Genomic DNA, 18,075 nt, shown 5'->3' with positions numbered 1-18,075 from the left:
GGGAGGGTGAGCCGCGACCCACCCCACCGGGCCCACCATGCGGTCATGGGACGTGCACGAGCCCGGACGGGACGGACACGAGCGGGACGGCAGGGCCGCGGGGGGACCCCGGTCAAGAGCACCGCACCCGACGTGGGGCTGGCGGTGGCCGCGGCGATGGCCCCCGGGACGTTCGCCCCCTCCCTCTCCTCCCGCAGCGCGGCGGACCAGGGACTGGTGACCGGGCTGGCCACGGGACTGCACTACGTGCTCTCGGCCGGGACGCAGGACGCGCTGGAGGCCACGGCACGCCTGCTCCTCAGGGGGACGCCGTCCGGGTCGGCGCGGAGCGCCGGGACGATCGCGGTCGACTGCGCGGCCGTGCCGCTCGGCCTGGCGGCGCTCCGGGCGTTCCCGCCGCGCGCCGACGACCCGCTGCGCGGCGTCGTGCGCCAGGCGGCCTGGCGACTGGGTGCCACGGGGTTCGGGAGCGCGCTGCTGGGCGGGGCCCGGCTCGGCGCGCAGGCGCTGGACGACCGCCTGCGGCTGCACGGGCGCCTGGCCTCCGTCCCGCTGGCGATCCCCCTGGGTCTGGCGGTCGCCTACGTGCTGGACCGGTTGCGGGCCGGTGAGCACGCGAGGAGCACGGCCGGGGCGGAGGCCCCGTCACCGCTGTCGTCCCTCGGGGTCGCGACGGGGGTCGTCGGCTCCTTCGCGGGGGTCGCCTACGGCGAGCACGCCCTCGTCGACCTCCTCGCCCGCCGGCTGGGGACGGTCCTGCCCGGGCCTCCGGAGATCTGGCGCCCGGTGGGCCACGCGGGCTTCCTCGCCGGCCTGGGGCTGGGTGCCTCCACCGTCTGGCACCGGGCGATGCGGCGGATCGAGGCGAGGACGTCGGTCGACGTCCCGGTGCTCGAGGCGGGCGAGAGCGACCGGTGGGTGCCGGCGACCGTCAGCGGCGGCCCCGGCAGCCTCGTCGCCTGGGGAGGCATGGGGCGCGACGGCCGGCTGCACGCGCTCGCCTCGGTCCGCCCGCGCCCGGTCGCGGAGCTCCCGGACGGCGTGCCGGACCTGTCCATCGAGACCGTCATGGGCACGCCCGCGCGCGCCGCCCCCGTCCAGGTGTACGTCGGGCTGGACAACGCGCCGACCCCCCGCGCGCGGGTGGACCTCGCGATGGCCGAGCTGGAGCGGACCGGCGCGTTCGACCGGTCGCTGCTGGTCCTGGTCTCGCCGACCGGCACCGGCTACGTGAACTACGTCGCCACGGCGGCGCTGCAGTACCTCGCGCTCGGCGACGTCGCCACCGTGGCCCTGCAGTACTCCCGCCGCCCGTCGCCGCTGTCCCTCGGCATGGTCCCCCGCGCCCGGGAGCAGAACCGGCTGCTGTGGCTGCGGGTCCTCCAGCGCCTGCGGGACCGTCCCGGCCGCCGTCCGCGCGTCGTCGTCTTCGGCGAGAGCCTCGGCGCGCACACCAGCCAGGACGTGTTCCTGCACTGGGGCACGCTCGGGCTCGACGCGATGGGGATCGACCGGGCGCTGTGGATCGGCACGCCGTACGGGAGCGGGTGGATGCGCCAGGTCACCCGCGGCGACCGCCTCGACGTCGACCCCGACGCCGTCGCCGTCGTCAACGACCACGCCCAGTACGCCGCGCTGGCCGGACGACGCGGCCGCCCGCCCCGCTTCGTCCTGCTCAGCCACGACAACGACGGCGTGACGAGGTTCGGGCCGGACCTGCTCTGGTACCCCCCGGACTGGCTGGGCGCCGCGCGGCCCCGCCCCGAGCCGGTCGCCGCCGGCAGTCCCCGCGGCGTCCCCCCGGCGATGCGCTGGCGCCCGCTGACGACGTTCTTCCAGAGCCTGGTGGACATGAAGAACGCGCAGACGTCCGGGCCCTTCGGGGCGACGCAGCACGACTACCGCGCGGACCTCCCCCGCTTCCTCTCCGACGTGTTCGGGCTGCCCGCGTCCGAGGAGCAGCTCCTGCGGATCGAGCAGACGCTGCAGGTGCGCGAGACGGTGCGCGAGCGGATGTTCGCCGCCGTCCCCGGAGCCGTCGACTGACCGGCCCGGACGGGCGGGCCCCGGACCGGCGCGCCGCCCGGGCCGGCGGGTCAGGTGAAGTCGGGGTCGTTCGGGCCCTGGCGCGGGCCGGTGCCCTCGACCAGCTCACTGACCCCGCCGTAGGGCTGGTGCCGCTTGCCGACGTGCGCCTCGGCGTGCAGCCGCGGCACCAGGTCCGGGTGGTGCGCCTCGAAGGCCGGGCGCTCCGACCGGATCCTCGGGATCTCGGTGAAGTTGTGCCGCGGCGGCGGCGAGGACGTCGCCCACTCCAGCGAGTTGCCGTACCCCCAGGGGTCGTCGCGCAGCGCGGGCCGCCCGTACCGCCACGACGTCACCACGTTGTAGAGGAACGGGATGATGGAGGCGCCGAGGACGAAGGAGAAGATCGTCGAGACGGTGTTGAGCGCGGTGAAGCCGTCGGTGGGCAGGTAGTCGACGTACCGCCGCGGCATGCCCTCCTCGCCCAGCCAGTGCTGGACCAGGAAGGTGCCGTGGAAGCCGATGAAGGTCATCCAGAACTGCAGCTTGCCCAGCCGCTCGTCCATCATCCGGCCGCACAGCTTGGGGAACCAGAACGCGATGCCGGCGTTGGCCGCGAACACCACGGTGCCGAAGACGACGTAGTGGAAGTGGGCGACGACGAAGTAGCTGTCGTTGACGTGCCAGTCCAGCGGCGGGCTGGCCAGCAGGACCCCGGTGAGGCCGCCCAGCAGGAACGTCACGAGGAAGCCGATCGACCAGAGCATGGGCGTCTCGAACGTCAGCTGGCCGCGCCACATGGTGCCGATCCAGTTGAAGAACTTGATGCCGGTCGGCACGGCGATGAGGTAGGTCAGGAACGCGAAGAACGGCAGCAGGACCGCGCCCGTCGTGTACATGTGGTGCGCCCACACCGTCACCGACAGCCCGCCGATGAGCAGCGTCGCGCCGACCATCCCCTTGTAGCCGAACAGCGGCTTGCGCGAGAACACCGGGATGACCTCGGTGATGATGCCGAAGAACGGCAGCGCGATGATGTAGACCTCGGGGTGGCCGAAGAACCAGAACAGGTGCTGCCACAGCATCGGCCCGCCGTTCTCGTCCGAGTAGACGACGGCGCCGAGGTGGCGTTCGGCCAGCAGCGCGAACAGCGCCGCGGTCAGGATCGGGAACGCGAACAGCACCAGGATGCTGGTGACCAGCGTGTTCCAGGTGAAGATCGGCATCCGGAACATGGTCATGCCCGGCGCCCGCAGGCAGGCGATCGTCGTGGCGAAGTTGACCGCCCCGAGGATGGTCCCGAGGCCGCTGACCGCCAGGCCCGCGATCCACAGGTTCCCTCCCATCCCCGGGGAGTGCGTGCCGTCGGACAGCGGGGTGTAGGCGTACCAGCCGAAGTCGGCCGCGCCGGTGGGGGTGAAGAAGCCCGAGACCGCGATGAGGCTGCCGAACAGGAACAGCCAGTACGAGAACGCGTTCAGCCGCGGGAACGCGACGTCCGGCGAGCCGATCTGCAGCGGCATGACCAGGTTGCCGAACGCGAAGAACAGCGGCGTCGCGAAGAACAGCAGCATGATCGTGCCGTGCATGGTGAAGAGCTGGTTGTACTGCTCGGGCGACAGGAACTGCAGCCCGGGCTGGCCCAGCTCACCGCGGATCAGCATGGCCATGAAGCCGCCGACGATGAACCAGGCGAACGACGTGACCAGGTACATCAGGCCGATGGTCTTGTGGTCCGTGGTCCGCAGCAGGTTGCTGAGCCGGGACCCCCGGGCGGGCGGGGGCTGCGCATACGGGCGGCTGACGATGGGCGCCGGGGCGATGGTCATGGTGCGCCTCCGTCATCACCGTGTCTGGCGCTGACTGCAGATCACGGTAGGAGGCCCGGACGACCGCGGCAATGCACCTCGCGCCGGCGGCGGACACCCGCTGTGGGACCCGCCGGTGGGCATCGCCACCGGGGCCCCGGCGGCGCGATCGACACGCGGCGGCCACACCCGGGCAGCACGTTGACCGTAAAAACGACAGCGCTATAGGTTCACCGCCCCACCCCAGCGCTCCCCCGGAGGTCCCCCATGCCCACCGCCCGTCGTTCCGCCCGTGCGGCCGTGCTCGCCGCCGTCCTGGTCCCGACCGTCTGCGCCTCCTCCGCTGCGGCGGCGGCACCGGAGAACAGGCCCGGCAACCAGCCGACCGGTCCGGTCCGCGAGGTCGTGTCCTTCGGGGACAGCTGGTCGGACGCCGGCACCTTCGGCTTCGTCTTCGGCACGACGCCGGGCGAGGCGTGGCCACAGCTGCTCGCCGCCGAGTACGGCGCCGACCAGGAGGTGAACCGCGTCGTGACTCAGGGAGAGGACGGCGCCGTCGTCTCCGAGGAGACCGTCGGCGGCCTGAACTACGCCGAGGGCGGGGCCTTCGTCGCGCCGATCACCGACGACCCGGACGGCACCCCACGCCCCATGACCGCCCAGCTGGAGACGTTCCTGGACGAGCACGGCTCCTTCGACAGCCACCAGCTGGTCACCGTCTGGGCGGGCGGCAACGACATCCTCACCTACCTGGCCGGCGACGAGGAGCAGGCCGCACGCTTCGTCGTCGGGGACCTCACCGGCGAGGAGATCGAGCAGGCGACCGACGAAGTCGTGGCGGTGGCCCAGCGCGAGGCGGACCTGGTCGCCGACATCCTGGCCGCCGGAGCCAAGCGGGTGGCGGTGCTGAACATGATCGACCTCGGGATCACCGCCGAGGGACCCGGGATCCAGGCCGGGGGCAACGCGCTGGCCGGGGCGCTCACCACCACCTTCAACCTGGCGCTGGCCGACGCGCTCCCCGAGGACCGCCGGGTCCGGCTGGTGGACGTGGCCGGCCTGTTCGCCGACGTCGAGGCCTCCCCCGCCGCGTACGGGTTCGAGGTCGTGGACGGCGACGCGTGCACCGACGGCGGGTTCGCCTGCGGGCCGGACGCCTGGGTGAGCCCGGACGCGGACCGCACGTACGCCTTCGCCGGCTACGGCCACTTCACCGCCGCCACGCGGGAGCTCATCGCCGGCTTCGTGCACGACGAGGCGGCCGCTGCCAGGCACGTCTGACCGACCGTCCGGGAGGCCTCCGCTGCGGTCCGGCAGCCGGGGCCTCCCGGACCGCGGCACCCGCGGCGGGGTCAGAGACGGACGACGGCCCAGCCGAACTCGGTGATCCCGGTGCGCGCCGTCACCGGGCCCACCTCCGTGGCGGCCAGCCTCGTCCCGGTCTCCAGGTGCGGGTGGATCGCGGTGATGACCCGGTCCTCCTCGTCGAGCAGGGCGGTGGCCCCCGCCTCCACGAGCAGTCGCTCGACGGCGTCGAGGAAGGCACGGACGTCGAGGTCCGCGGCGACCACGCCCAGGGTCTCGCCGCCCACGGCGAGCGGCACGGCCGCGGTCATCGTGACGTCGTCGGTCCCCCAGCTGTCGACGTACGGGGAGAGCAGCGTGGGCGCCCCGCTGGCGTAGGGCACCCGGAACCAGCGGGCCCGGGGGACGTCGTAGAAGGAGTCGGACCGGGGGTTGAGGACGTGCTGCTTGACGCGGACCTCGCCGTCCCGGACGACCCACCAGGCCATCGAGGGCACCCCTGCCCCCGACTCGGTCGGCGGGCGGACCGCCAGACCGGCGCCGGTGACCAGCGCCCGGTTCCGGAGCATCGCGCTCACGTCGGGCTCGAGGGCGTCCCAGGCCCGCGGTTCGCCGAAGACGGGGTGCCGGGTGAGGTCCAGCCGCCGGGCGGCCGTCTCCCCGAGGCCGGTCAGGTCGCGGAAGACCGGGGCGGTGAGCTCGACGACACCGGCGGCGACGTCCCGCAGCGCGCCGTCGGCGGACGCCGACACCGGACCGGACATCAGACGGCCCACCCGCGGGTGCGCAGCTCCGCGACCCGGCCGGCCACGTGGTCGACCGCCCGGATCACGCACCCGCGGGCGACGTCGGGCTCCGCGTCGCGGACGGCGCGGACGGTGGCCTCGAACAACTGCGACACGGTCGACCTCACACCTGTGTCCACGTACGCGAGGGTCAGCAACGGCGCGTACTCCACCTGCAGACCGATCATGCTCGTGCTCAGCCGCACCGACTGCGCCGCCGCCGCCAGCTCGATGAGGAACCGGCTGTCGGCCCGGCGGGCCTCCACCTCGTCGCCGGCGGTGGACAGCCGGCCGCTGCCCCGCTCGAGCAGGGCGACGTTCTCGGCGGAGGCCCGGCGGGCGGCGAGCGCCGCGGACTCCGCCGCGACGGCGCGCCGCCAGTCGGCGAGGTCGCGCAGGTCGAGACCGGACAGCGGGCGAGCCTGCTCCGCCGCCGCACGGAGCTGGTCCGGCCGCCCGGCGGTGACGACGGTGCCGCCCCCGCGGCCACGCTTGGTGGTGACCAGGCCTTGGTCCCGCAGCTGGGTGAGGGCCTCCCGGAGGGTCACCGGGGAGATGTTGAACTGCGCGGCGAGGTCGGCCTCGGCCGGCAGCTGCTCGCCCTCGGCGAGCACTCCGAGGGTGATGGCGGTGCGCAGCCGGACCGCCACGACGTCCGCCCGGCCCTGGTCGGCCAGCGGCGCGAAGAGCACCCGCCGCGTCAGCGTCGACAGCAGATCGGTGCGCACGTCACCTCCGGTCCCGTGGCGTCGCGGACGCCGATCCCGCCGGCCACCCTAGTGCGCCCGGCCGGCGCGGACCCCGGGCTAGAGGGCCTGGAAGACACCGTCGTCCTCACGCACCCGCCCCGCCTGCCGCAGGCGCTCCAGGTGCAACTCGGCCGTCCGGCGCTCGACGGCGGCCACGAAGGGCAGCCGGACGTGGGGGCGGTACACCAGCCGCCGGGCGGCGACCTCGGCCACCGTCAGCGGCTCGGTCAGCATCGCGAGGAGCGCCTCGTCGCGGCGGTCGATCACCGCGGCGAACTCCTCGAGCCGGGCGAGGAACTCCGCCCGGCCCTCGACGACCCCGCGCTGGTGCGCGGTGCCGTACCAGCGGGCTTCGACGCCCCGGAGCCGCGCCAGGGAGGCCTCATAGGCGTCCAGGTCGCTGCCGACGTCGCCGTAGTACGGACCGAAGGACGTCAGGTCGATGTCCCCGGTGAAGAGGAAGCCGTCGGGCTCGACGAGGAAGCCGCAGTGGCCCGCGGTGTGCCCGGGGAGGTGGACGACGGTCAGCGTCCGCCCGCCGAGGTCGATCACCTCGCCGTCCGTGACGGGCCGGACGTCCGCGTGGCCGACGAGGGAGAACGTGTCCCGCAGGGTCGCGCGGAACTCCGCCGCCTCCGGGCCGGCGATCCCGAACCCCGCCAGCAGGACCTCCGGGTCCCGGACCGCCGGGGCGTCGGCCGGGTGCACCAGGGCCGGCACCTCGGGGAAGACGTGCAGCCCGGAGACGTGGTCCTCGTGGCCGTGGCTCACCGCCACCAGGTCTACCGCCCCCGTGGCCCGCCCGCGGCGCGAGACCTCGAGGGACGGGTCGACGAGGACGGTGACCTCGGACCCGGAGACCAGCAGCGAGTTGCCGCAGGGATAGCGGCCGCCCTCCGGGGAGGCGAGGACGGTCACGCCCCCGTACCGGACGTCGTGGTCAGCACCTGGACGCATGTGTGCAGTGCACCCCTTCGCGGCGGCGGGCACCGGCCGGACGCGCTCAGAACACGATCCGGTAACCGCTCGGCCGATGACCGTTGACTCAAACCGACAGGCTTATATGTTTACCCGCACGCCGAGGTGGACCTCCGGCCGACGACCCGGCCGACGTCCACCCGCAGCCACAGCAGGCCGGACACCCACGCGGCCGCTGGACGAGGTTCCCCCGCTGAGGCCCCCTGCTGACTCCCGAGGAGTTCGACGTGAGTGATGTCCGTGTCGCGGTGATCGGCGCCGGGGTCTGCGGGCTGTCCACCGCCACGGAACTCCAGGACCTCGGCGTGGGGGACGTCGTCGTCCTCGACGCCGGCCACCCCGGGGACGGCTCGTCCGGGCTGTCCGTCGGCATGGTCGAGACCCAGTACGTCGAGACGGCCGACATCGCGGTCCGGGCGCACGGCCGTCGCCACTACGACCGCCTGGAACGCGACCACGGCCTGACCTTCGTCCACGGCGGCTACCTGCGCACCGCCCGCAGCGCGGCGGACCTCGGCGCCTACGGGCGCAGCCTCGAGCGGCAGCGCGCCGCGGGCGTGCCGGACGCCGAGGTCCTGACCCCGGCCGAGATCGCCCGACGGTGGCCGCAGCTGGTGGTCGACGACCTCGTCGGCGGGCTCTTCGGCCCCTCGGACGGGCACATCGACGGCTACGAGTACTGCACGCTGGCCGCCCGGCTCGTCCGCGAACGGGGCGGACGGGTCCTGACGAACGAGCCGCTGGTCGGCGCGGAGGTGTCCTCCCGCGGGTGGATCCTGACGACCGCCCGCGGGACGGTCGAGGCCGACGTCGTGGTCAACGCGGCGGGCCCGTGGGCCGGCGCGGTCGGCGACCTGCTCGGGGCGCCGGTGCCGCTGGTCCCGCAGCTGCACGGTGCGGTGACCATCGAGCTGGCCGAGCCGCTCACCCCCCTGCTGCCCTTCGTCATGGACTACGTGCCCGGTTCCGGACGGGCCGGCGTCTACTTCCGCTCCGAGCGCGCCGACCAGCTCATCGCCGGGCTGCACGTCGAGGAGGCGGTCGCCGACGCCGTCTCGCCCGACGTGCCCCTCGGCCGGGTCGACGACGCCTTCCTGGAGGAGCTGGTCGAGCGGCTGACCGAGCGGCTCGCCGACACCGACGGAGCGGCGATCGGGCGCAGCTGGACCGGCCTCTACCCGATGACGCCCGACCACCGGCCGATCGTCGGGCGCCACCCCTCCCGCGCGGACGTCGTGTGCGCCGTCGGCGGCGGCGGCAACGGCATCCAGCTCGCCCCCGCCATCGGCCGGGTCGCCGCCGAGGCGCTCGTCGGCGTCCCCGAGCCGACCTTCGCCGCCACCGACCCGGGCTGGGATCCGGCCCGACTGGCGCCGACGGCGCCGGCCGCCACCCAGGCCCCCTGACCGCCCCGTCCGATCCCCCGCACGCAAGGAGTGTCCCGGTGACCACCAAGCTCGACTACGGATCGACCGACCTCGGCGACGCCGCGCTCGACGCCCGCTTCGAGGCGGCCCTCGCCGAGGCCCGCAAGGGCAGCGAGGTGCTCCCCCACGTCATCGCCGGCCGCCCCGACGAGCGCGGCGCGACGTTCACCCGCGAGGACCCGTGCGCGCCCGGGACCGTGGTCTCCACCGCGCGCACCGCCGACGCCGCCGTGGTCGCCGACGCCGTGGCCGCCGCCCGCGCCGCGACCCGGGGCTGGCGGACGACGCCCCCCGCCGACCGCATCGCGGCCCTGCGGCAGGCGAAGGCCGGCTTCGCCGACCGCGCCGCCGAGATCGCCGGCGTCGTCTCGGCCGAGACCGGCAAGACCCGGCTCGAGGCGCTGGCCGAGGCCCAGGAGGCCGTCGACCTCGTCGAGCACTACTGCGCCGAGATGGAGCGCAGCGACGGCTTCGTCACCCCCCTGCGGTCGGCACCGGGCGAGCGCAACACCGACGTCCTGCGCCCCTTCGGAGTCTTCGCCGTCATCGCGCCCTTCAACTTCCCCGTCGCGCTGGCCGTCAACATGGCCGCGGCCGCGCTGGTCACCGGCAACACCGTCGTCGCCAAGCCGTCGGACAAGACGCCGCGCTCCACGGCGCTGGCCTGGGAGATCCTGGGCGCGGCGCTGCCCGCGGGCGTGCTGAACGTCGTGCACGGCGGCGCGGACACCGGCCGCGAGCTGGCCGGCGCCGCCGTCGACGGGATCGCCTTCACCGGCTCGGCCGCCGTCGGCTGGCAGCTGGTCCGCGAGCTGGGTCAGGGGGCGTACGCCCGGCCGGTGCTCGCCGAGATGGGCGGCAGCAATCCCGCGATCGTCACCGCCACCGCCGACCTCGACGACGCCGCCCACGGCATCGCCCGCTCGGCCTTCGGCCTGTCGGGCCAGAAGTGCAGCGCCTGCCGCCGCGTGGTCGTCGACCGCCGCGTGGCCGACGAGCTCGTCGCCAAGCTGGCCGCCGCGGCCGAGGCGATCGTCGTCGGCGACCCGGCCGACCCGCGCACCGGCATGGGCCCGGTCGCCGACGACGCCGTCAGCCGCCGCATCGACGACGCCCTCGCCACGGCGGCGCGCGACGGCCGGGTGGTCACGGGCGGGCGCGCCGAGGAGCTGGACGGCAACTTCTACCGCCCCGTCGTCGTCACCGACCTGCCGCTGGGCCACCCGCTGACCCGCGAGGAGCTGTTCGCGCCGTTCGTCACCGTCACCGCGGTGGACGGGTTCGACGAGGCGATCGCCGAGGCCAACGCCGTCGACTACGGCCTGTCGGCCGGCGTCTTCACCGGCGACCAGGACGAGGTCGACCGCTTCCTCGACGAGATCGAGGCCGGCGTCGTCTACGTCAACCGGCGTGCGGGCGCGACCACCGGCGCCTGGCCCGGCATCCAGTCCTTCTGCGGCTGGAAGGCCAGCGGCTCGTCCGGCAAGGGCGGCCTGGGCCCCTGGTACCTGCCCGGCTTCATGCGCGAGCAGTCGCGCACCGTCGCCGGCTGACCGACCCCCACCCCACCGACCGAGGAGGCACCGTGACGGTCGCCGAGCTCCGGGACCGCGCCCGCCGCGTCATGCCGGGCGGCAACACCCGCAGCACGCTCTTCGTGCCGCCGCACCCGCCGTACGCGGTGTCCGGCAGCGGCTGCGTCGTCACCGACGCCACCGGGCACCAGGTCGTCGACTGCAACAACAACTACACGGCGCTGATCCACGGTCACGCCCACCCCGAGCTGGTCGCGGTGGCCACCGAGGCGGTCGCCGCCGGGTCGGCCTTCGGGCTGCCGACGGAGTCCGAGGTGGTCTGCGCCGAGCTGCTGCGGGAACGGGTCGGCCTGCCGAGCTGGCGGTTCTGCAACTCCGGCACCGAGGCCGTGATGATGGCGCTGCGCGGCGCCCGCGCGGCCACCGGTCGCGACCTCGTCGTCCGCTTCGCCGGCAGCTACCACGGCACCTACGACGCCGTCGTCGACCCCACCGCACCGGGCGTCCCGGGGAGCGTGGCCGAGGCCGTGGTGACCCTCCCGCAGGGCGACGCCGGGGCCTTCGCCGACCTGATGCGGGCCCGGGGCGGCGAGGTGGCCGCCGTCCTCGTCGACCTCATGCCCAACCGGGCGGGGCTGCGGCCGGCCGACCCGTCGTTCGTCGAGCTGGTGGCCGGGCTCACCCGCCGGGCCGGCGCGCTGCTGGTCGTCGACGAGGTGATCACCCTGCGCCTGGAGGTCGGCGGCCTGCACAGCCGCTACGGCGTCGAGCCCGACCTCGTCACCGTCGGCAAGGTCGTCGGCGGCGGCTTCCCGGTGGGCGGCGTCGGCGGGCGCAGCGAGGTCCTCGACGCCTTCAGCCCGCTCGCCGACGGCGCGGTCAGCTGGGGCGGCACCTTCAGCGCCAACCCGGTCACCATGCGCACCGGCACGGCGGCTCTGCGGCTGTTCGGCGCCGACGAGGTGGCCGCCCTCAACGCCCGCGGCGACCGGCTGCGGGAGGAGCTCGCCGGCCGCGGGGTCCCGGTCAGCGGCTCGGGCTCGCTGGTCCGACTGTTGCTGCCCGACCCGGGCGCCACCTGGTGGCGGCTCTACGAGCGGGGGGTGCTGGCCGGCACCAACGGCCTGCTCGCCCTGTCGACCCCGATGACCGACGACGACGTGGACGCCGTCCGCGGCGCCGTCCTGGCCGCTGTGGAGGTGGCCGCGTGAGCGCCGTCGCGCAGGAACCCGTCGTCGTCCTCGACCGGATCCACAAGCAGTTCGGCGACCTGGTCGTGGTCAAGGACGTCTCGCTGTCGGTGGCCCGGGGGGAGGTCGTGGCGATCATCGGCCCCAGCGGGTCGGGCAAGAGCACGTTGTTGCGCTGCATCAACCTGCTCGAGCGGGCCGACTCCGGCCGCGTCGAGGTGGTGGGCCGGGCGGTCGAGCCCGGTGCCGGCGTCTCCCACCGCGACCTCGCCGCCCTGCGCCGCAACGTCGGCATGGTCTTCCAGTCGTTCAACCTGTTCCCGCACATGACCGTGCTGCGCAACGTCTCCCTCCCGCAGGAGCGGGTGCTCGGCCGCAGCCGCGCCGAGGCCGACGAGCGCTCCCGGCAGCTGCTCGAGCGGGTGGGTCTCGGCGCCAAGGCCGACACCTATCCCTCGCGCTGCTCCGGCGGTCAGCAGCAGCGGGTGGCGATCGCCCGCGCCCTGGCCCTCGACCCGGAGGTCATGCTCTTCGACGAGCCGACCTCCGCGCTCGACCCGGAGCTGGGCCTGGAGGTCCTCGCCGTCATGCGCGAGCTGGCCGCCGACGGCATGACCATGGTCGTCGTCACCCACGAGATCCACTTCGCGGCCGACGTCGCCGACCGCGTCGTCGTCATGGCCGACGGCGCGATCCTCGAGGAGGGCACGCCGGACCAGGTGCTGCGCACGCCGGCCACCGACCGTGCCCGGCGCTTCCTCAGCGCGGTGGTCGACCGCTGATGGACGTCCTCGAGGCAGTGCTGCTCGGGGTGCCGGTCACCCTGCTGGTCACGGTCCTGGCCTTCGCGCTGGGTGCCGTGCTGGCGGTGCCCCTGGCGGCGGCCCGGCGGTCGCGGGTGGTGCCGGTCCGCTGGCTGGGTCGCGTCGTCATCGACGTCGTCCGCGGGATCCCGCCGGTGGTCTGGCTGTTCCTCATCTTCTTCGGCCTCGGCCGGGACCTGATCCGGCTCGAGCCCATCGAGGCCGGGGTGATCGGGCTCGGGATCATCTCCGCCGGCTACCTGGCCGAGATCTACCGCGGCGGGCTCTCCGCGGTGCACCGCGGGCAGTGGGAGGCCGCCTCGGCGCTGGGGATGGGCGGCAGCGACACGCTGGTCCGCATCGTGACACCGCAGGCGTTCCGGGTCTCGCTGCCCGCCGCGACCACCTACGCGATCAGCCTGCTGAAGGACTCCACGATCGTCTCGGCGATCGGCGTCACCGAGATCCTGTTCCGGGCGACGCAGAGCGCCCGGTCGATGGGGGCGGGACTGACCCCGTTCTTCGTCGCCGCGGCGGTCTACGTCCTGCTCAGCGCGCCGCTGGCCTGGCTGTCCCGGGGCCTCGACGCACGACTCCGGGCGCGGGTGGCGCGATGACCGGCCTGCTGTCCTCGTGGGGCGAGTGGCTGCCCCGGCTGCTGGAGGGCCTGCTCACCAGCCTGCAGCTGACCGTGGTGAGCCTGCTGATCGGGGTGCCGCTCGGCCTGGTGCTCGCCCTGCTCAGCTCGGCGCGCAGCCGGGGGGTGCGGTGGTCGGCCATCGGCCTGGTGGAGATCGGCCGCGGCACGCCGGCGCTGGTCATGCTGCAGTTCGTCTACTACGGGCTGCCGTCGGCCGGGCTGTCCCTGACCGCCTTCGTCTCCGCCATCGCGGCGCTGTCGCTCACCACGGCCGGCTACACCAGCGAGATCCTCCGCGGCGGCCTGCAGGCGGTGCCCGCCGGGGAGACCGAGGCGGCCGGCGCCCTGGGGTTGTCGCGCCGGGACACGCTCCGCTACGTGATCGTCCCGCAGGGGGTCCGGATCGCCCTGCCGTCGCTCATGGGCTTCGCGATCCTGATCTTCCAGGCCACCTCGCTGACCTTCACGATCTCGGTCGTCGAGTTGCTCAGCCAGGCCTACTCCATCGGCGCGGCGACCTTCCGCTACCTCGACGTCCTCGTGCTGGCCGGGCTGCTCTACCTGGCCGTGACGATCCCGGCCGGCTGGCTGACCAACGGCACCGAACGCCGGCTGTCCCGCCACCTCTGACGGCACCACCAGCTCCACCCACCGCACCGCAGCGCGACGGCGATCCCGCCGTCGGGCCCGTTCGTCCTGAGGAGACAACCGTGAAGACGCACCGCCTGAGCGCCGCCGTCCTCGCCCTCGGTTCCGCCGTGGCCCTCGTGGGCTGTGGATCGGACCCTGCCAGCGAGGTGGCGGCCGACTGCGAGCCCGCCCACCAGTTCGAGACGGTCGAGGACGGCGTGCTCACCGTCGCCCTGACCAACACCCCGCCCTACTCCTTCGAGGAGAGCGGCCAGGCCGAGGGCATCGACAGCGACATCCTCAAGGGCATCGCCGCCGACGAGTGCCTGACCATCGAGTACGAGGCCTACACCTACGCCACCGCCGTCCCGGCCGTGGAGACCGGCCGGGTCGACGTCGCGGTCGGCGGCTTCTACCGCACCGCGGCGCGCGGCGACGTGGTCACCCTGAGCTCGCCCGTGTACCTCGACGAGCTCACCGTGATGTCGGCCGACGGGGTCTCGACCGTCGACGACCTGATCGGCAAGCAGGTCGGCACCGTGGAGGGCTACCTCTGGGTCGACGCCCTGCGCGAGCTGCTCGGTGACGGCCTCCGGACCTACCCCGACTCGCTCAGCCTCGCCCAGGACCTGACCGCCGGGCGCCTGGACATCGGCCTGGACGGCTACGGCGCCGCGGCGCAGTCGACCGAGGGCACCGACTTCCAGATCGAGGTGCTCGAGACCGACCCGCGGGTCCCCGCCACCGAGGAGCCCTCGCAGACGAGCCTGCTGCTCGACCCGAGCAACGACGCCCTGGCCACGGCGATCGACGAGCACGTCACGCAGATGCGCGCCGACGGGTCCCTGGTGGAGATCCTCGAGGCCAACGGGCTGCCGGCGTCGGCCGCCGAGGTGGGCGACCCCCGGCTGATCTGACCGTCCACCTGCGGGTCCGGGGCCCGTGGTCACGCTCGTGCCGTGACCACGGGCCTCCCGCATGTCCGGTGGGGCCGGCCGCCCGAGGCCGCTCGAGCGACCCGACCACCCCGCCGGCCGAGCACCGTCCCCGATCGGGCTCACGCCGCGGCGACGCACGCCCACACGTGCTTGCGGCCGTCGTCGACCATCCAGCCGTGCGTGCGGCACAGCCGGGCCACGAGGTGCAGGCCCAGACCACCGTCGACCGGGTCACGGTCGACGGTCGGCACCGGAGGGCTCTCGACCGCGGCATCGGTGACGTCGACGAGCCAACCGCCGCTGCCGGCCACGACGCAGACGGTCACCGGCGGCCGCCCGTGGCGCAGGCCGTTGGAGGCCAGCTCCTCGAAGACCAGGAGCAATTCGTCGGCGTCCACCGGCGCGCGGTCCCGCAGCCCCGCCGTGCGCACCGTCGCCTGGAGCTCGTTCCGGCTCACCGTGAGGTCGATGGGCGTGCACAGCTCCCGTCGCCAGACCGCGAGGGCGACGTCGGGCACGGTCGGGAGCGGTCGCTGGGTCCAAGGCACCTGGTCCATCGGTCACCCTCTGCTCGGGGAGGAGCCGAGCCCCGCACCAGGTGGAACGCGTCCACTCGAGGCCTCGGCGGTCGTGCGGGGCGCAGGGCGCCGTGCTCCTTGCGTCCGTTGCCGTTCTGTAATCCGAGCGTAGGTCTGCGGTGGTCGCGGTCGCCCGCCGAACCTCGCGTGCTCTCGGCGAGGCGTGACCGGACACTCTCGGCCCCGCCGCTGTGGTCACGGGGTGCACCAGAAGATGGCCCGTCACGGAAGCCGGGGGACGGGGTCAGGAGACGGAGCTCCTGGCACTCACGGGGCGACCGATGCCCCGGGCGGCGCGGGACCGGGGAGGGCGGACCGCACCGACGGCTGACCGGCCTCCGACGGCTCGGTCGGTACCGGCGACCGAGACCTCGTCGCCAGCGCTGCCGCACGCCGGGGTGTCCCTCCGCCACCCTCGGCGGGACGGTGGAACCGGCCCTCCGAGGAGTCACTCATCGGGGCTCGGGGTCCGGGTCGACGCCCGGGGGTGGCGGCGTCACCAGGTCGCCGGGCACTGCCGGCAGCACCCGGTCGACGTAGTCCCGCACCGCGGCCTGCATCCCGACGTCCCGGCCGGCCGCCTCGGACAGGAACCACCGGTGCTCGAGGACCTCGTGGAAGACCTCGGCGGTGTCCAGCCGGCTGCGCAGGTGCGCGGGGATGGCGGCGATCGTCGGCTGGTAGCTCTCGGTCAGCCAGCGGATGGCGGCCGTGGTCTCGGAGACCGGGCCTCCCACCACCTGTTCGAGCGCGGCCCGGTAGCTCACGATGTCGGCGAGGAGGCGGCGTGCCTGGTTCTCCTGGACGTCCAGCCCGGTCCGGCTGAACAGTGCCCGCCGGCAGTCGCCGGGTTCGGCGACGCGGGTGGTGAGGCGCAGGCGGCTCCCGCCGGCCGGGTCCTCGACGAGCTCCACCTCCCCGACGTCGAACCCCAGGTCCTGGAGCCTGCGGATGCGCCCGGCGACGCGGAACTGCTGCTCCTCGCGCGACACCACCTCCTCGCTGGTCAGCTGGTTCCACAGGTGCTCGTACCGCGCCACCAGGTCGGCCGCCGCCAGCGCCGGGTCGAGGTCCCCGGCGAGGGAGCCGCTCTCCCGCAGGTCCGTCAGTTCGCTGACGACCCGCGCGTAGGCGACGTCCGTGTCGTGGTCCCGCTGGCTCTGGGTGAGCCGCTCGTGCACCTCCCCCGTCTCGGCGTCCACGAGGTAGGCGGCCAGCGTCCCGGCGTCGAACCGGAACAGGGTGTTGGCCAGGGAGCAGTCGCCCCACACGATGCCGGCCAGGTGCAGCCGGACCAGCAGCTCGACCTGCGCGTTCATCACCCGGTCGATCAGGTGCGCGCCCCGGGGGTTGGCGAACAGCGCGAGGAAGGACGACGAGTAGTCCAGGAAGCGGGTGACGAGCACCGCCTGCTGGTCACCGGGCCGGTCGACGACGGCGCCGACGACCTCGACCGCCGGGATGCCGAGCTCGTGCAGTCGGCGCAGCACCTCGTACTCGCGGCGAGCGGGTCGCTCGGGCAGCTCCTTGAGCGCGAACACGCCTCCGGCCTCGGCCACGAACCGGACGACGTGACGGGAGCGCCCGTGCTGCGGGATCTCGACGATCCGGTCGTCGGTCCACTGCGAGAGCGGGACGTCCCAGGGCAGGGTCAGCAGATCGGCCGCCGCCTCAGCGGGAGGACTGAACACGAAGCGCATCCCGGACCTCCGGTTCCCGGACCCGGTCCTCCCGAGGCTAGCGCGCGGCTCCCCGGCTGCCGCACGAGCGGCCGCACACCGGCGCGCAGCCGGTGCCGGCGCCCTGAGGGCGGGCGGGGGCGTGCCGACGACCGTCCAGCGTCGGCTGCGGCACCGCGTGTCCGAGGTGTTCGTCCAGACCGTCGACCGGGCCGGGGGCCACAGCCGTCGGTCGGCGGCCACAGCGAGGTGGTCGGAGACGAGCCCGGCGACGCACCGGCCTCCGAGACGTCGACGGCATGCCCGTCCCGGGGTGAGGCCCTCACACGTGGCCGAGGTGGTCGTGTCCCCAGGGTGCTGCCGCGGCCGCCCCGAGGCCGCGGCAGCACTCCAACGCCTGCGCCGACCCCGTTCGACGTGGACCGAGCACGGCCGCAGACCGAGGACGTGGCGGAGGAGGCGCCGGTCGTCGAGGTGGACGGCTGGTCGGTGGTCCTCGACGAGGAGAACGGCACGCTGCGCGCGGAGCGCACCGCCGGGTAGCCGCAAGTGCCACCGAGGCCGAGGGCCTCGTCCGCTCCCTCCCCAGGATCGGGCGGGACCCTCGTCGTCTTGCCGTCTGCTGACCGACCTCACCCGCCTCGATGACTACCGCCTGTCGACGGACCGCTGTCCCCAACGGCGCAGCCGGACGATCTCATCCGTCCAGCGCCTGCCTCGGGAACCGACGGATTCCCGGCGGCGGTGCGGACCGTCGCCCCCCGGTAGGCCTCCGGCGGATCACGGGGACGATGTACTGGCACCGGGTCTGCGAGAACGACCCGGCGCACCGCTGGCTGCGCGAGCGCCTGAACACGCTCGCCACGGATGTCGGAGCGCGGCCGGCGACGTCGACGGCGAGGACGTGGGCGCCGCCCCTCGCCCTGTTCCGGCGCGGTCCACCACCCTCGGTCCGGCCGGCTACCGGGTCGCGTGTTCGACGGTCAGGAGTCGAGGCGGCTGCTG

The 18,075-nt window shown here is 74.4% G+C and carries 16 protein-coding genes; 10 read left to right on the top strand and 6 right to left on the bottom strand.

All coding sequences use genetic code 11. The features are described from left to right. Positions 1 to 132 precede the first annotated feature (132 nt). Entirely contained in the window at positions 133 to 2,046 is a 1,914-nt protein-coding gene (locus ACI8AA_RS01805) for an alpha/beta-hydrolase family protein (RefSeq protein ID WP_457042805.1), read from the top strand. Between the two features lie 50 nt (positions 2,047 to 2,096). On the opposite strand, the gene ctaD is transcribed toward ACI8AA_RS01805, so the two are convergent. Continuing rightward, the gene (gene ctaD, locus ACI8AA_RS01800; protein WP_457042804.1) at positions 2,097 to 3,854 is read right to left on the bottom strand and encodes an aa3-type cytochrome oxidase subunit I; all 1,758 of its coding nucleotides are present in this window, start codon (positions 3,852 to 3,854) and stop codon (positions 2,097 to 2,099) included. A gap of 246 nt (positions 3,855 to 4,100) precedes the next feature. Between ctaD and ACI8AA_RS01795 the strand changes: the two genes are divergently transcribed. Further along, positions 4,101 to 5,114, top strand: a complete 1,014-nt coding sequence (locus ACI8AA_RS01795) for an SGNH/GDSL hydrolase family protein (RefSeq protein WP_457042803.1) — start codon at positions 4,101 to 4,103, stop codon at positions 5,112 to 5,114. A 71-nt stretch (positions 5,115 to 5,185) separates the two neighbouring features. Here ACI8AA_RS01795 and ACI8AA_RS01790 read toward each other — a convergent pair whose 3' ends face one another. The 3 genes from ACI8AA_RS01790 to ACI8AA_RS01780 all read right to left on the bottom strand — a co-directional run bounded on the left by ACI8AA_RS01790 (position 5,186) and on the right by ACI8AA_RS01780 (position 7,629). Then, positions 5,186 to 5,902 (bottom strand): cache domain-containing protein, encoded by a 717-nt coding sequence (locus ACI8AA_RS01790; RefSeq protein WP_457042802.1) that lies wholly within the window; start codon positions 5,900 to 5,902, stop codon positions 5,186 to 5,188. Beyond that, entirely contained in the window at positions 5,902 to 6,651 is a 750-nt protein-coding gene (locus tag ACI8AA_RS01785) for a FadR/GntR family transcriptional regulator (protein WP_457042801.1), read from the bottom strand. Before ACI8AA_RS01785 ends, ACI8AA_RS01790 begins: the two co-directional genes overlap by 1 nt. A gap of 78 nt (positions 6,652 to 6,729) precedes the next feature. Next, positions 6,730 to 7,629 (bottom strand): MBL fold metallo-hydrolase, encoded by a 900-nt coding sequence (locus ACI8AA_RS01780; RefSeq protein WP_457042800.1) that lies wholly within the window; start codon positions 7,627 to 7,629, stop codon positions 6,730 to 6,732. A gap of 248 nt (positions 7,630 to 7,877) precedes the next feature. Between ACI8AA_RS01780 and ACI8AA_RS01775 the strand changes: the two genes are divergently transcribed. From ACI8AA_RS01775 to ACI8AA_RS01745, 7 genes are all read left to right on the top strand, one after another. Next, complete coding sequence (locus ACI8AA_RS01775) at positions 7,878 to 9,056, top strand: NAD(P)/FAD-dependent oxidoreductase (RefSeq protein WP_457042799.1); 1,179 nt, start codon at positions 7,878 to 7,880, stop codon at positions 9,054 to 9,056. A gap of 38 nt (positions 9,057 to 9,094) precedes the next feature. Continuing rightward, positions 9,095 to 10,630 carry an aldehyde dehydrogenase family protein gene (locus ACI8AA_RS01770; RefSeq protein ID WP_457042798.1) on the top strand — a complete coding sequence of 512 codons (1,536 nt, stop codon included), beginning with the start codon at positions 9,095 to 9,097 and terminating at the stop codon, positions 10,628 to 10,630. A 32-nt stretch (positions 10,631 to 10,662) separates the two neighbouring features. Further along, a complete protein-coding gene (locus ACI8AA_RS01765) occupies positions 10,663 to 11,823 on the top strand; it encodes an aminotransferase class III-fold pyridoxal phosphate-dependent enzyme (RefSeq protein WP_457042797.1) in 1,161 nt (386 codons plus the stop codon). Next, positions 11,820 to 12,584 (top strand): amino acid ABC transporter ATP-binding protein, encoded by a 765-nt coding sequence (locus ACI8AA_RS01760; protein ID WP_457042796.1) that lies wholly within the window; start codon positions 11,820 to 11,822, stop codon positions 12,582 to 12,584. Before ACI8AA_RS01765 ends, ACI8AA_RS01760 begins: the two co-directional genes overlap by 4 nt. Further along, positions 12,584 to 13,222 carry an amino acid ABC transporter permease gene (locus ACI8AA_RS01755; RefSeq protein ID WP_457042795.1) on the top strand — a complete coding sequence of 213 codons (639 nt, stop codon included), beginning with the start codon at positions 12,584 to 12,586 and terminating at the stop codon, positions 13,220 to 13,222. The genes ACI8AA_RS01760 and ACI8AA_RS01755 overlap by 1 nt, the downstream gene beginning before the upstream one ends. Next, a complete protein-coding gene (locus tag ACI8AA_RS01750) occupies positions 13,219 to 13,875 on the top strand; it encodes an amino acid ABC transporter permease (RefSeq protein WP_457042794.1) in 657 nt (218 codons plus the stop codon). The genes ACI8AA_RS01755 and ACI8AA_RS01750 overlap by 4 nt, the downstream gene beginning before the upstream one ends. 80 nt (positions 13,876 to 13,955) lie before the next feature. Beyond that, on the top strand, positions 13,956 to 14,792 hold the full coding sequence (locus ACI8AA_RS01745; protein ID WP_457042793.1) for a substrate-binding periplasmic protein: 837 nt from the start codon (positions 13,956 to 13,958) through the stop codon (positions 14,790 to 14,792). A 140-nt stretch (positions 14,793 to 14,932) separates the two neighbouring features. On the opposite strand, the gene ACI8AA_RS01740 is transcribed toward ACI8AA_RS01745, so the two are convergent. Together ACI8AA_RS01740 and ACI8AA_RS01735 are read right to left on the bottom strand one after the other, a co-directional pair. Beyond that, positions 14,933 to 15,370 (bottom strand): ATP-binding protein, encoded by a 438-nt coding sequence (locus ACI8AA_RS01740; protein WP_457042792.1) that lies wholly within the window; start codon positions 15,368 to 15,370, stop codon positions 14,933 to 14,935. Positions 15,371 to 15,843: 473 nt separating this feature from the next. Next, positions 15,844 to 17,091: a DUF4032 domain-containing protein gene (locus tag ACI8AA_RS01735; RefSeq protein WP_457042791.1), complete on the bottom strand. Its 1,248-nt coding sequence runs from the start codon at positions 17,089 to 17,091 to the stop codon at positions 15,844 to 15,846. A gap of 396 nt (positions 17,092 to 17,487) precedes the next feature. Here ACI8AA_RS01735 and ACI8AA_RS01730 point away from each other — a divergent pair, with 396 nt between their 5' ends. Further along, a complete protein-coding gene (locus ACI8AA_RS01730; protein ID WP_457042790.1) occupies positions 17,488 to 17,613 on the top strand; it encodes a hypothetical protein in 126 nt (41 codons plus the stop codon). Positions 17,614 to 18,075: the final 462 nt, after the last annotated feature.

It is taken from the genome of Geodermatophilus sp. SYSU D01180, assembly GCF_054050415.1.
This window is presented reverse-complemented; position numbering and strand designations above follow the sequence as displayed.